Genomic DNA, 14,755 nt, shown 5'->3' on the forward strand with positions numbered 1-14,755 from the left:
CGGCATGTCGTGGCAGCGAAGTCTGGAACCAGACTGCGGTCCCGGCTGACCACTTCAATATGTTTTTTATTTTTGTAGTTGCAGAGCAGAACGTTTTTTCAGACGGGTCAGGATGGTGGCCATCCCGGCGGCGCTCGCTCCGTGTAAGTACAACAAGAATACGGGTAATGCCGGTTGGTGTAACTGCCCCTCAGCGCCAGACAGAAAGCTTTCTGGCGGGCGAGGGGCTTTATCGGTGCAACTAAGGCTCGAGACGACGCTGTTGATAAATCCAGTCGACAATCTCGCTATCCGGAGTGTAGCCACTGACCGTGTCACGCAACAGTTGCCGGACTCTTGAGTAATCATCCTGGTCGACTGCCAACAGCAATTCACCCAGCCTGGCCTTCAATACATCCCAAGGCAGATAGTCTTCGTTGGCGCTCATGATCATTGGATGCTGTGTCGCCACGACGTTGTCGCCGATCAACAGTTCTTCGTAAAGCTTTTCGCCCGGCCGCAGTCCAGTGAACTCGACGGCTATGTCGCCGTGGGGATTCTTTTCGGAACGCAGACTCAACCCGGACAGATGAACCATCTTCTCGGCCAGTTCGACAATCCTGACCGGCTCGCCCATATCCAGCACAAACACATCCCCCCCCTGCCCCATGGAGCCCGCCTGGATCACCAACTGGGCAGCTTCCGGGATAGTCATGAAATAACGCGTGATACGGGGATGCGTGACGGTCAGCGGTCCACCGGACTTGATCTGCTTGTGAAACAACGGAATGACCGAGCCGGAAGAACCCAGCACATTGCCAAAACGCACCATGGTAAAGCGGGTTTTATTCACCCGGGAAACATTGGCGTGCTCTCCGAACAATACTGGAGCTACCTCACGACTCAGAGCCTGCAGCGTCATTTCGGCCAGACGTTTGGTACTGCCCATGACATTCGTCGGGCGTACCGCTTTATCCGTAGAAATCAGCACGAAGTTCGCGACATTCGCACGAAGAGCGGCCTGCGCCGTGCTCAATGTGCCCATCACATTATTCAACAGGCCTTCAGCAATATTGTGCTCGACCATGGGGACATGCTTGTAGGCTGCGGCGTGATACACCGTATCCACATGCCAGGTTTGCATGATGTCGAGCAACTTTTCCTGATTACGCACAGACCCCAGGATGGGCAGCAACTTCACGGACAGCGACTCGCGCACGATACGCTGTTCGAGCTCTTGCAAGATGCTATAAAGATTGAACTCACTGTGCTCGTAGAGCAGCATCGTGGTCGGGCGCAACGCAAGAATCTGACGGCACAGTTCCGAACCGATCGAGCCACCGGCCCCCGTGATCAGTACCGACTGCTCCTTGATGCAATGCTCGAGCAACTCTTCCTGGGGGGGGACCGAGTCGCGCCCCAACAGGTCGGCAATATCGACTTCTTGAATATCATCGACCTTGACCCGTCCGCTCGCCAGATCCATAAAGCCCGGCACACTCTGCACGTGCAGGCCGAACCCCTCTAGAAAACTCAGGATCTCTCGGCGGCGCGTACGATTTGCAGAAGGGATCGCCAACAGGATCTGCTGAGCACCGGTCACATCGATCATTTGCTGAATATGTTTGGGCTTATAGACGTGCAGCCCGGAAATCACTCGCTCGGCAATATTGCTGTCATCGTCGATGAATGCCACCGGGCGCATCAGGCGGCCCATCCGCAAAGCGGCGACCAACTGGTTACCCGCTGCACCGGCGCCGTAAATGGCCACCTTCGGCAAACCGTCATCCCGGCTAGTAAAGGGAACATGCTGCGCGGCCGTGAACCAGTCGCCCAGGAAGTACTGGCGCATCGCGAGACGCAACCCGCCGATCATCACTAGGCTTAGCCACCAATAGTTGAAGATTATCGATCTGGGTACCAGCGGTTGACGGCTGCTGCTCCAATACACGATCAGGGCGAGAATGAGCGCCGACAGGCTGACAGCCTTGATAATGGTAATCAGCGCATCGTTGCCGAAATAACGCATGACGGCGCGGTACATGCCGAAGCGTATGAACAATGGGATGGCGACAACAGTGGCACTCAAAAATAACCAGAGGTAATCAGCAAAGGGATTGACCAGCTCATCGACGCCTAAACGAACGACAAAAGCCATCCAGAGGGCGAACCAGACGAGGACAACGTCAGTCACCACCTGAAAGGCACGCTTTTGCCGGCGCGTTAATCCCAGTAAAAAGGCTCTCAACTTATCCATAACACCTTGAACACCTCTATTACTCCTGAAATATATCTGGTGCCACACTGGGTGATCCCAAGAAGTTCCATTTTATGACAACAGGCAAACCCGCTTTACAGCCCAGCAGCCGAATTCTTTTTGTGCAGGGAGCAGAAACCGCCCCACCGCACACCGTTGGCTGATAGTTACCGCGCGGCCAGTTGCATGACCTCTTTGAGCACCGAGCACGTTTTCTCGATTTCAGATGCCTTCAGCGTAGGGTGTACCAGGAACATGAGGCTGGTTTCACCCAGCTCTCGAGCAATCGGCAAACGAGTCGTGGGGCGCCAGTCAGTATTGTCGAAGGCTTTTTCCAGATAGACCTCGGAGCAGGAGCCGGAGAATACCGGGACCTCCCGCGCTGTAATCTCCGCGAGAATACGGTCCCTGTCCCACCCGTCCTTGAGCTGTTGCGGTTCCACGAACACATAGCACTTGTAGGCCGCATGAACGCTGCCTTCGGGTATGGCTGGAGTACGCAGACCATTCAATTGGCGAGCACAATCCCAAATCTGCTGTGCATTCTGCAGACGGCTTGCCTGCCAATCGGTCATGCGCTTGAGTTGAATCCGGCCAATCACGGCCTGGACTTCCAGCATCCTCCAGTTAGTGCCAAAGCTTTCGTGCACCCAGCGGAAACCTGGTGGATGCTCGCGCTCATAGACAGCCTCCCAGCTCTTGCCATGGTCCTTGAAGGCCCACATGTCTGCCCACAACTGGCGATCGTTGGTGGTGACCATGCCGCCCTCGCCACCCGTGGTCATGATCTTGTCCTGACAGAAAGACCAGGCACCGACATGACCGATCGAACCGACGGGACGCCCTTTGTACAGGGCCCCATGGGCCTGCGCGCAGTCCTCGATCACCTTGAGATCGAACTCCTGCGCCAGGGCCATGATCGGGTCCATGTCACAAGGCCAGCCAGCCAGGTGCACACAGATGACCGCGCAGGTACGAGGAGTCATTACGGCACGAATACTCTGCGCGGTGAAGTTTTGCGAATCGCGATCCACATCGGCGAAAACTGGAGTCGCTCCGGCATTGACGATGCTGGACACCGATGCCAGGAACGTACGCGAGGTAACGATCACTTCGTCACCGGCGCCAATCCCCAGAGCCTTAAGGGCCAGGTCCAGGGCAACCGTGCCGTTAGCGAGCGCAATGGCGTATTGAGTATCCGTCCATGCCGCGAATTCCTTTTCGAACTCACGTCCTTGCGTGCCGGTCCAGTAATTGACTTTGTTGGACAGGATCACATCACGTACAGCATTGGCCTCTTCGTCGGAAAAGGAAGGCCAGGGAGAAAAAGGTGTATTCAACACAACCAATACCCGTCAGTTTTCATTCGAAAATATGGAGAGCTCTTCATGAGCTCCTGCTGTCTACAAAAAGCGGGGGGGTGCTTTAAACACCGGGCCCCATTATCCGGGCAGGCACGCCTGCGACGATAACGTTGTCCGGCACGTCTTTGATCACTGCCGCGCCGGCACCAATCATGACTTGCGCCCCAATGTTCACAAGCTGCCGCACACTGGCACCAATACCTACCCAGCTCAGATCCTGCACCGATACGCCACCGGCAAGCCGGGCACCAGGGCTGATATGTACACAGTCGCCCAGGCGGCAATCATGATCGACGCTACAACCTGTATTTAGAATGGCCCCCGCGCCAACGATCGCATCAGCATTCACCACAGCCGCGGCAAACACAACCGACCCTTCACCGAGGCTGGCATACCGGCTGAACGTACAGCCAGGATGCAACAGGCTTATCAGCCTGGCACCCACCGCCTTGAGCTGAGCAAGCTTGGCCTGACGAATACGATTATTGCCGATCGCGACAATCACACCGTCATAGTGATCCAGATTGGCCAGAAGCGCCGCGGTATCACCCACGACATCCCAGGCACCATTGCGTCGCCGCTCGGGCCAGGCATCGTCAAAAAACTCGACAATTTTCCAGCCACAGCACTCAGCCGTATCAGCAACGACCTTGCCATGCCCGCTGGCTCCCAGCACTGCCAGCCGGTTCATCGCTTGGTCCCGGTAAACTTGGCGGCGGTGACTTCGCCTTCCGCGCTAATACCATCACGGATAACGACCTTCTTGATCGTCAGGAAGATGACCTTCAGATCCAGCCATAACGACTGGTTATCCACATACCAGACATCCAGATTGAATTTTTCTTCCCACTCCAAGGCGTTCCGTCCATTGATCTGGGCCCAGCCGGTCACACCCGGACGCACCTCATGGCGACGATACTGTTCGCTATTATAGAGCGGCAGATACTCCATCAGCAGAGGTCGAGGCCCTACCAGGCTCATATCGCCCTTCAACACATTCCACAGTTCAGGCAGCTCATCCAGGCTGCTCGAACGCAGGAAGCTGCCGAACGGCGTCATGCGCTCCGAATCCGGCAGTGGATTGCCCTTCGCGTCATGAGCATCGCGCATCGTACGGAACTTGACCATCTCGAAGGGCTTGCCCTCCTTGCCCGGCCGGACCTGGCGGAACAACACGGGCGAACCAAGTTTCTTGCGGATCTGCCAGGCGACTATCGCCATGACCGGTGCCAGCAGCAACAGGCCCAGTATCGAAGCAAGCAGATCGAACCCACGCTTGATCATCAGGCCACACCCTCCAGCCAATCGACAAATCGATCCGCCAGCTTACGACGATCGAACTCTCTGACCGCCAGCTCACGACCTCTCAGGCCTTTGGCCTTGAGTTCTTCACGGACATCGGCGGCCTGTATCAGGGCATCGGCGAACAGCGATGGGTTTTCCGGCGGCACGACAAAACCGCAATCTTCCTTGCTGATCATTTCGGCCAGCCAGCCTGGATAGTTATTCAGAACAGGCAATGCCGAAGCAATGTAGTCGAAAAACTTGTTGGGTGAGGTGCCGTAATAGAAAGCAGGAACATTGGCGAGCAACTGCAAGCCAAGATCTGCGCTGGCCATCAGACCGGACAACTTCGCTTTGTTCACCGGATCGTGAAAGATCACATTATCCAGCCCTTCCCTGGCCGCTCGCTGCTGCAGCGCCGGCTTCAGCTTGCCCTGCCCGATCAGCACCAGGCGGATATCGTCACGCTGGCGAAGTTTCAGTTCCTTCGCCGCATCCAGTACCGAATCCAGTTTGTTGGCAACGCCGTGGGTACCGGCAAAGACCGCCATCAGTTGATCTTTTTCCACACCGGCAGGCCGCCATGGCTCGGCGGGCGCATTAAAAATGTCAAGGTCACAGCCATTGGGGATCATGGTGATCCGATCGCGTGCAACACCGCGATGGGCGATACCGTCGACAATACCCGGGGAAAGCCCGATGACTCGGTGAGCGGAACGATAGCTTGCCCATTCAAGCAGCGACATGGCAGACAGAATCAGAGGGTTGCGAATGACGCCCATTGCCTTGGGGAGTTCGGGCCAGAGATCGCGGACTTCGAATACAAACGGCTTGTTGCGCAACCAGCGGGCAAAGATACCGGGGATCCCTGCCGTCAATGGTGTTGTCGTGGCAAAAACCAGATCGTAACGCTCGGTCAGCGCCAAGCCGATACTGCGAAATGCAAATTTCAGGAAACTGAGTGTACGGGTGAACAGACCATCACTGTTGGAGTACGCCAGATCGAACTCGATGATTTCGATTCCGTCGACGGTGCCCTTGCGTTTCCCTCCGACAAAAGGCCCTTCCAACCCTGTCTGCCCACCGCCGTAGCTACCGCATACCATGGAAACCTGATGCCCTCGAGCAATCAGACGACGGGCCATTTCGTAGGAACGAATACCAGTCGCTCCTTTCGGAGTGGAAAAATGCTGATGAAAATAAAGAATTTTCATGTTTACCAGTGATACTCCGTAATCAAAACACCCGCCGAATCCACTTCTATTTCAAGCACCGGCACTTCAGTCTTCTGCAAGTAGTAACGAGACTCCCAGCCCTGAACCAGCTCCTGCCGGACAATCGACATGCTGCCCGTTACCGATATCCGGTGCGAACCGTTGCTCAATACGCCATCCGACATCTGCCAATCGCCAGGCTGCAAACGCCAGCGCAGAACCGCGCCGGCTTTGAACCCTTTGATCTCATCCCGAACCTGTAACCCGGTATCGCTCAGACGCACCTGCCGTGTGTGAGAGGCACCAGCGTTGTCGCTATAGCTGGCACCGCAGGTAGTGGCCTCCGGTGTATCGCCCAGACCATCGACCTTGCGCGTACGCAACCAGTCGCCAAACAGGAAACGACTGAGTCTTGGCATCTGGTCACGCCCGTCGAATTGCACGGTGTTATGGCTGACGGTACCTGGGAAATAGCTCAGCCATTGAGCCGAGGTGTTATAGCTATAGGTTCCTGCGTCGCGCAGCAGATTGAGGCCCGAGCGCCAGAGATCCACGTGCAAGGCATCGGCCTGGCTGGGTCGAAAACGAAAGCGCGGATAACGCAGCACGGCAAGGGTGTCTACGCGTCGCAACAGTGCATATCCACCCTGGTCGAACAGCTGGCTAGCCGGGCGCTCGACAACAGCCGACGGCGCGGACAGTTGCAGCCACTGCAAAGGCAAATCCCACGCCCCTGGAGCCGCATAGGCTCTTTTTCCGCAGAACAGCGCCATGGCCAACTGAACCGCCGGCCTGAAATCGCGGTAGTCAGTGTCCGTCAGCGGCAACAGCCGCGCGCCATCATTGGCCCCTATGTTCGGCGCATCCCCGGAACTCTCGTCAACCAGCGAAAATAGCCAATTCGTAGCGGCCCGCATCCTGGATTGAAAGGTTGCGGAGAAGGCCTCGAGTCCGGCCTTGACTCGCCAGACCTCGACCATGGAAAAGGTATCGAGCATGACCCGGTGATAATTGACCGAGTACTGGCTGAAACTACCGTCCAGCTCAATCAATCGAGCAGCACGGTTCTCCAGCCACCTACGCCCCAATCGCTGCCAACGCAGCCCTTCGGGATGATCGCACAGTGCCAGCCAGCTACCACCGACAAACAAGGCCGCAGCTTCAGAGGTGCCGTGATTGTTGTCCTGGGCCATCGCATAACTCAGCGTTGGCTCGATACGCTTGAGATGCAGTCGAACAAGCTCCATCAACCCAGGCAACGGCGTCGACGACTGCTCGAGAATGATCGCCGTCATCGCCAGGTGCAAAACACGAATGGAAGCCTCCTGACCGCACTTCCAGTTCGGACCGCAATAAGGAGGGTTATTCTTGCACCAGTGCGTCAACCACTGGTTCAGCCGCTCCATCTGCGAGGCATCGTCTGAGCAGGCTCGCTGAGCGAATGCCAGCGTCCAGTCTAGACGCGACGCTTCCCAGATATTCTTGATGTCGCCAACAGCTGCATCAAAGTCAGGGATGCGCCACCACTCCCTTTCGGGATCCGGAACCCGAATCCCACTGAGCGGGTTCAGGTGCCAGTCAGGCGCATTGTCTGAAACAGGAATGGCCCAACACCCGTAATAGCGGGCCTGGGTATCCCATTGGGTATTGACGGGCAATGAGTTGGCGCGTCTGGCACTGGGCACAAAAAAAGGCCCCTGAGGCATATCAGCGCAAAGACGTCTGACAGGGTTCAACCCGGTCTTGACCCCAAGCCGATACGTCAATGCGCGAACCAGATTGCCGCCCCCTAGCGCGGCGGCAGTTCTGGCTTTAGTAATAAAAAGGCTCATTGCTCACGCAGGATCCGCGAAATCTCGATACTCACTCGCGCCACTTCGAAGATTTCATCGGAGGAGATCGGCGTCGCCTTGCCAGACCCCACGGCAGCAAGGAATGCAGCCGCACACTCGCTTTGCCCCTTGTTCTGTTTCCACAGGTTGAGCTTGTTAAAGCCCGGCCAGCCGAAACCTTTCAATTTACGGAAGTTATCCAGTTGCAGGACACGGCCCGCGGCAAAGACTTCCACGCGCTCTTTTGGAAAGCTCGATGCGCCATTGGCCAGGTAATGAATGGTACCGAAAGAACCATCTTCAAAACCCAGAATGATCGCAGCTTTATCTTCGGTGATTTCCAAGGCGTCCGTATCGCCCATTCTACGGGCCTGGATCGAAACGATTTTGCTACCGGCCAGGAAACGCATCAGATCGATGAAGTGGCAGGCCTCGCCGATAATACGTCCGCCGCCAACCGCAGGGTCCTGTGTCCAGTGATTCGCGGGAATAGCGCCGGCATTCATCGTCATGACAAAGGATTTCGGCTCTTTTACCGCTGCAAGCAAAGCTTTCATCTTCTGCACTTGCGGCGAAAAACGTCGATTGAAGCCCACCATCAGATGAGGTTTGAGGCCCTTCTCGACAGCACTCTGATAGGCCTGCTCAACCATCGCCAACTCTTGGGTTTCTATGGCCAATGGTTTTTCGACAAATACGTGTTTGCCGGCCTCGAGCGCCTGAGCGACAAAACGAGCATGGCTATCGTGACGGGTGACAATCGCCACGGTATTGATCAGGTCGTTGCCCAGCATCGCCCCAATATCTGTCGATGCTTCCGCAAATCCGGCCTTGCTGCCGTGGATGACTCCGTTGATCCCACCTGCGGTCACGATCGTATGGAATTGCGCGCCTGCCGCCTTGAAAGCAGGAATCAGCATTCTTGAGGCGTAGTTTCCAGCACCGATGAAACCCACCACGGGTTTGACCGGGTTGAAGCTCGCGACCGCTTCCGGTGCCAACACCACTTTCTTGATGTTGCGCTCAGCCGCACTTGAAGAATATTGCAGGATGATGCCCAGCGCGGAATTATCCGCCGTGAGCGTCTGATAAGCATCTGCCGCGTCTTCAAAGGCAAAACGATGGGAAATCAGCGAATCGACTTCCAGTTGGCCACTGGCAAGCATGTCCAGCACAGCCTCGAAGTTACGTTGCTCAGTCCAGCGAACGAAACCGATCGGGAAGTCATTGCCCTGATCTTCATATGTAGGGTCATAGCGCCCTGGGCCGTAGGAGCATGAAACCTGGAATGTCAGTTCTTTTTCATAGAAATCGGCCCGATTCAGCTCCAGGCCGGTGACACCTACAAGCACAATGCGCCCGCGCTTGCGACACATATGCGCGGCTTGGGTGACCGGATCAGTCGACTTGGTGGAGGCGGTAATGATAACGCCGTCAACACCTCTGGAACGGCTGAACATCATACCGGCGGCAACAGCATCCTCGCCCTTGCCCGGATTGCAGGTTTCGGCACCGTAGCTACGCGCCAGGGCCAGTTTCTGGTCATCAAAATCTATGGCAAGCACACGGCAGCCCTGGGCACGCAAAAGCTGGACAGTCATCAGACCGATCAGACCAACGCCGGTGACGACAAAGGCCTCTCCCAGCGTCGGCTGAGCCAGCCGGATACCTTGCAGGCCGATGCTGGCCAGGACGGTAAACGACGCTGCTTCGTCACTGACCGAATCCGGAATGACGGCACAGAGGTTTTTCGGAACGATCACCACATCGGCATGAGGACCATTGGAAACGACTCTGTCACCTTGTTTGAAACCGGAAACATGATTGCCTACTGCCGCGACAACACCGACGTTGCAATATCCCAGCGGCAAAGGTTGCGCCAGCTTCGAGCGAACGGCTTCTACAGTGGTTGCCAAACCGTCGGTCTGGACCTTCTGCAGAACCATACGGACCTTATCGGGTTGCTGACGGGCCTTTTCCAGCCAGTTAGCCCGGCCAAAGCCCACAAGCATGCGCTCCGTGCCAGCAGAAATCAGCGTATTGGTCGTGTTGATCTGTAAAGCGCCACTACGAACAGTCGGGGCAGGCGCATTAACCAATGACGTCTCACCGCTAGCCATATTCTGAACAACCTGCTTCATGCATTCGTACCAATAAAGTTAAAAATTTCACTCATCACTGAGAATCTTGTGTCTAGCCGCCTAGATTAACATCGGTTCATACAATCCGTATTTACACAGAACCCCTGATTCCCGCGCAACCTTGGTTGCGCGGGGCCTCGCTGCTCTCAGCGATCAAGGGCGAAGTTGCCATCAAGGTACTGTTTGCACCACAACTCCATACAAACGATGCCAAACAAGGTGTAGGCCGCATCAATGCGCCCTGAACGATCAGCCTCGATCAGGCGCGCCACCGCTTGCGGATCAAAAATTCCTCGCTGAAGCAACGAGGCTGGAGACAGCACTTCATCGACCAGCGGCTTCAATCGCCCCTGCAACCAGTTGCGCAACGGCACACCGAAGCCGGTTTTAGGCCGGTAAATGATGTCGTGCGGCAGATAAGGTTCCATCGCTTTTTTGAAGATCCATTTTCCTTCACGGCCTTTCTGCTTGATGTCGGAAGGCAACGAACCCGCCAAGCGCACCAGATCCAGGTCGAGCAATGGCACACGCACTTCAACGCCCGCGGCCATCCCCATCTTGTCGGTGTAATTGAGGTTGTGATCCGTGAGGAAGTGCTTGCATTCCAGGGTGAGCATCTTGTCCAGCGGAGTCACGTCGGAAGGCAAACGCGAAAGTGTCTCACGCATCGGCGCAAACAGATCGTCCGCCGCCAACTGGCGACGCAGATCCGGTGCCAACAGGCCGTAAGCCTGCTCGGGCTCCAACCAAAGGAAATAACTGATCAGGCGATCGTCGGTTGGAAGATCCGCATAACGAAAAGCCTTCCCGAGACGCCGGGACAGTGGCGACGACGCAGGGAGCAAATTGGAGGCATTGGCAAGCACCGACCGAAGCGGTTTAGGCAAGCCGCCCCACCACCGCTCCTGGGCCAAGGCGAAATGCCGACGATAACCGGTGAAGATATCGTCTCCGCCCGCACCGGACAGCAGCACCTTGATACCGTTCTGGCTCGCCAATTCAGAGATAAACAAGGCATTCAGGGCAGCCGGGTCCGGAGTTGGTTCATCCAGCAGATAAACCATCTCAGGCAGTCGGTCCATCATTTCATCGCCAACGCCGACCACATGCAGATCCACATCCAGGTGCTTGGCAACTTTCTGCGCATAAGGAAGATCGTCAGCAAACCCTTCATTTGACGTGGCGCCATTATCGATACGGATACTGAAACACTGCAGTCGTCCCTTGTTCTGCATCTCCTGTGCAGCAAAGGCGACTATCGCACTGGAGTCCAACCCTCCGGACAGAAAAGAACCCAGCGGGACGTCCGAAACCAGCTGTCGCTTGACTGCGGTTCTAACCGCGTCAGCCACCTCGATAGCAACATCATCGACTTTCTTCGCCAGTTTCTTTTCCGCAATAGGCAACTCGTAGTAAAACCAGCTCTTTTCAATACGTCCATTACGAACGCACAGTGCCTGCCCTGGAAGAACCTTCTTGATATCCCGGACGATTGTTTTCTCTCCCGGCGACCATAAGAAGCCGAGATGAGCCAGCACAGCCCGCGGATCGATTTCGGTGGTACCAAAACCACTGCGAATGAGCCCTTTCATTTCACTAGAAAAAGCAAAGCAGCCATCACCGGAATGGATATAAAGAGGTTTTACACCAAGTTGATCGCGCGCCACCCAGAGCGTATTCGTGTCCCGTTCCCAGAACACAACGGCAAAAATACCGTTCAGCCGATTCAAGCACTCAATGCCATAACGACAAAACAATGCAAGCAACACCTCGGAGTCGGACTGGCTGGAGAAAACATCTCCCGCCGCCTCCAGATGGGCTCTCAGCTCGCGGAAGTTATAGATTTCACCGTTGAAGACCATGACCACACGGCCGTCTGCCGAAACCATGGGTTGGTGTCCGGCAGACGTGGTATCGAGGATAGACAGGCGGACCTGTCCCAACCATACGCCCACATCAGTGTCAGCCCAGATCCCCTTGTCATCCGGACCACGACGTCGAATGAAAGAAAGTGCCGAAGAGAAATCAATGGACTCTCGCGTCCCGTTATGTATGTAGCCCAGAATTCCGCACATAAGAGTCTCTAGATCGAATTATTAACAGGTTCTTGGCGCTTTGAGCTTAATAATAAAAAGGGGATCAGAATAGAGGCAACGAGAAGAGCCACCGAAGCCAATTCCCCTCTGAACAAATGAAGCATGGAAGCAACGGTCAGCGCATATACACCCAATGCCCGGTCGCTTTTAGGGTTGTTGATGGTAGCACCGTAGAGCCATCCCCATAGGACCCCAAGCAGCAAGCCTCCTAGTAGAACACCAAGAGTTCCAAAGTTCATGTAAAGCTCACCAAATATTCCAGGTGGCAATGTCGTACCTTCCCTCAACCACATGTTCGGCCAGAAAGCGCCTGTAAACACTCCAGCAGCAGTCATAGGCTTGTTAGGAAAGATTCCGGATGGAATTAAAATCAAAACGATCATTAACAGTGTCGTACCGTTTTGCCAGTCAAGAAGCCGCGGCATGGCATCAACCAGTACACTCATGGTCTGCAACTGCATGAGATTCCCTGTAAACTGTATGGCCAAGAAGTTAACAAAGGATAAAAATACACCTTGCTCATCATTGATAAACGAAAACTTCCCCGACACCAAAAACTCTTGTTTGAATAGGTGGTAAGCCATCAAGGAAACAAACATCACAAAACCAAGCACAGCCCCTTTTATCAGACTAACGCGCTGAACCCGGTAATGCCTGACGATAATCAATGAAAGCACGATAATAAAAATAGTCGATTTCTGCCCCTGCAACCCGCAAACAAAAATCCCAACCAAAAAATACAACCAAAAGAGAACCCGTTCGGAGAGCCCCTTCTTTTCCCCGCGTGTTAAGCGAATAAACCACGCCAACGAAACAGAAAGAAGCAAGTTCTGCAAAAGAAAGAAACCATTCAAACCAGCAAACGCCCTGATTCGATCACTAGCACCTTGAATCAGCCCTGACAGCCCACCTAGCGCAATCAGAATTATGACAAGCGCCAACAGAGCAACTGCCGTAAATACAAAAGACCGAAAAAAGAATATTTTCGTACTCACAATACAACGAACCGCCGCAGGCATATTCAGCTGAAGCCTACGCCCCAAATAACAGCCGAGAAGCACAAAAAAGAGCGCCGCTGTATATAAAATCAGAGCGCTCCGGATAGCTAAACTTTTATTAGAAAAGTTAAAATTCCAAATCTGACTGAAACCGTCAAAACTCATAATAAACGGATACAGCGGAACGATAACCCCTGCAAACCAAATCACAAAAAAGAAAAAACCCACGCTAAAACAATCAAAACTTTCCTTTCTTGCTGAAGGCATAAACCAGCTTTTCCTCGACATGACCAGCCTCTCTCTGATAATTATAAAACAGCTAAGCGGATTTTTACCGCAGAGAGTAGGAGCACTGCTGATAGCACTGCGCCAGCCGAATAAGCCATAACCCCAGCCCATCCTTCCAGAATCGGAATTCCCACATAGAGAAGAATCAGTACAAGTAAACCTTCCAAGATATTGACCTTGAGGCTCAATCCAAATACACGAAGCGCCACCAACATTGTGCCGCACGCGAGAGCAATTGCTTTCAACGGCAACGTTAACGCCAAGACCATCACATAGAGAGCAGTGGTTTTATAGGCTCCACCGATAAAAAGCCACCAGGCTGATGATATGAGAATCAGCAGCAACGCCACAGCAGAAGATACTTTCAACATGCTTTTCAAAGCAGAAGAGTACTTTTTGCGGAGCTCATCAGGATGGCCGAGCGCCTCGACCAGATCGGGTAACGCTCGCTGGGCAATGATAGCCAAAGGTAACAATCCGAGAACTAAGCTTAGTATCGCGATTCCAAAAAAACCAATCTCTTCGGTTCTGACATGAAGGGCAGTCAGCATCAGAACCGGCAAGCTATCAACCAATAGACGAACAAACAAACTGGCATTAATAGTTACACCGGACTTGGCAGTAATCATCAATTGCTTCTTATCTACTGCGGCAAAATTCAGGGCCGGTAGAATATAAGCTCTGAGCCTCCACCACACAGCTATCAGACAGAAAAGCTCCCCCAGATAACGAGCCGCCATCCATCCCCGCACCCCGTAAAGTTTGGTGAGTATGACGTGCAGCACAACGCCCGCGGCGGTGACTAGCATTAGTACAAGATAAATCTCCCTTATCGCCTTCGCGCCCTGGGCAAAACCTGTACTGACACGAAGAAAATTAGTCAACACGACTAAACCACAAGTTGTAAAGACATAGGAGCTTATTGCAGAAGTCAGCACAAATTCATGAACGATATATATGCCAAAAATAACGACGCCAGACGCTAACGAGACAAGTAAAAAAACCTGCCGAAGCACCGCGCTTTGACAGGATGCATCGCTATAGGCCGCTGTATCGCGGATAGCGATACTTTGCATCCCCAAACTACCAGCCAATACAACGAGCGCTATGACTGTCTCCAGAGAACGGACAACCCCTACAACTGAAGGGTCGACCCAAGGCGTAATCAAAAACTGGCTGATGATAACGCCACCTTGAATACAAGCGGTGATAACAAATAGCTGTAATAGCCTCGAACTCTCGAAAATACTGATCAGACGGGCTAGCACGCAGTACCACCATTAGTATTATTAATTATTATCA

10 protein-coding genes are annotated in these 14,755 nt (G+C 54.1%); all 10 read right to left on the reverse strand.

What is annotated here, in order from left to right; translation table 11 throughout:
• Positions 1–241: 241 nt before the first annotated feature.
• The 10 genes from AC3RCP_RS23010 to AC3RCP_RS23055 all read right to left on the reverse strand — a co-directional run bounded on the left by AC3RCP_RS23010 (position 242) and on the right by AC3RCP_RS23055 (position 14,721).
• Complete coding sequence (locus AC3RCP_RS23010) at positions 242–2,236, reverse strand: polysaccharide biosynthesis protein (RefSeq protein WP_009044988.1); 1,995 nt, start codon at positions 2,234–2,236, stop codon at positions 242–244.
• A gap of 167 nt (positions 2,237–2,403) precedes the next feature.
• Positions 2,404–3,579, reverse strand: a complete 1,176-nt coding sequence (locus tag AC3RCP_RS23015; RefSeq protein WP_101339474.1) for a DegT/DnrJ/EryC1/StrS family aminotransferase — start codon at positions 3,577–3,579, stop codon at positions 2,404–2,406.
• 82 nt (positions 3,580–3,661) lie between these two features.
• A complete protein-coding gene (locus AC3RCP_RS23020) occupies positions 3,662–4,291 on the reverse strand; it encodes an acetyltransferase (protein ID WP_101338725.1) in 630 nt (209 codons plus the stop codon).
• Positions 4,288–4,884 (reverse strand): sugar transferase, encoded by a 597-nt coding sequence (locus AC3RCP_RS23025; protein WP_101338726.1) that lies wholly within the window; start codon positions 4,882–4,884, stop codon positions 4,288–4,290. The genes AC3RCP_RS23020 and AC3RCP_RS23025 overlap by 4 nt, the downstream gene beginning before the upstream one ends.
• Positions 4,884–6,098 carry a glycosyltransferase family 4 protein gene (locus AC3RCP_RS23030; RefSeq protein ID WP_101338727.1) on the reverse strand — a complete coding sequence of 405 codons (1,215 nt, stop codon included), beginning with the start codon at positions 6,096–6,098 and terminating at the stop codon, positions 4,884–4,886. The genes AC3RCP_RS23025 and AC3RCP_RS23030 overlap by 1 nt, the downstream gene beginning before the upstream one ends.
• A 2-nt stretch (positions 6,099–6,100) precedes the next feature.
• The gene (locus tag AC3RCP_RS23035) at positions 6,101–7,930 is read right to left on the reverse strand and encodes a heparinase II/III family protein (RefSeq protein WP_101338728.1); all 1,830 of its coding nucleotides are present in this window, start codon (positions 7,928–7,930) and stop codon (positions 6,101–6,103) included.
• Complete coding sequence (locus AC3RCP_RS23040) at positions 7,927–10,071, reverse strand: bi-domain-containing oxidoreductase (RefSeq protein ID WP_101338729.1); 2,145 nt, start codon at positions 10,069–10,071, stop codon at positions 7,927–7,929. Before AC3RCP_RS23040 ends, AC3RCP_RS23035 begins: the two co-directional genes overlap by 4 nt.
• A 146-nt stretch (positions 10,072–10,217) precedes the next feature.
• Positions 10,218–12,146: an asparagine synthase (glutamine-hydrolyzing) gene (asnB, locus tag AC3RCP_RS23045; RefSeq protein ID WP_101338730.1), complete on the reverse strand. Its 1,929-nt coding sequence runs from the start codon at positions 12,144–12,146 to the stop codon at positions 10,218–10,220.
• Between the two features lie 8 nt (positions 12,147–12,154).
• Positions 12,155–13,453 carry an oligosaccharide repeat unit polymerase gene (locus tag AC3RCP_RS23050; protein WP_492571817.1) on the reverse strand — a complete coding sequence of 433 codons (1,299 nt, stop codon included), beginning with the start codon at positions 13,451–13,453 and terminating at the stop codon, positions 12,155–12,157.
• Positions 13,454–13,473: 20 nt separating this feature from the next.
• A complete protein-coding gene (locus AC3RCP_RS23055) occupies positions 13,474–14,721 on the reverse strand; it encodes a lipopolysaccharide biosynthesis protein (protein WP_101338732.1) in 1,248 nt (415 codons plus the stop codon).
• Between the last annotated feature and the right edge of the window lie 34 nt (positions 14,722–14,755).

It is taken from the genome of Pseudomonas sp. GW822-FHT05A08, assembly GCF_058800485.1.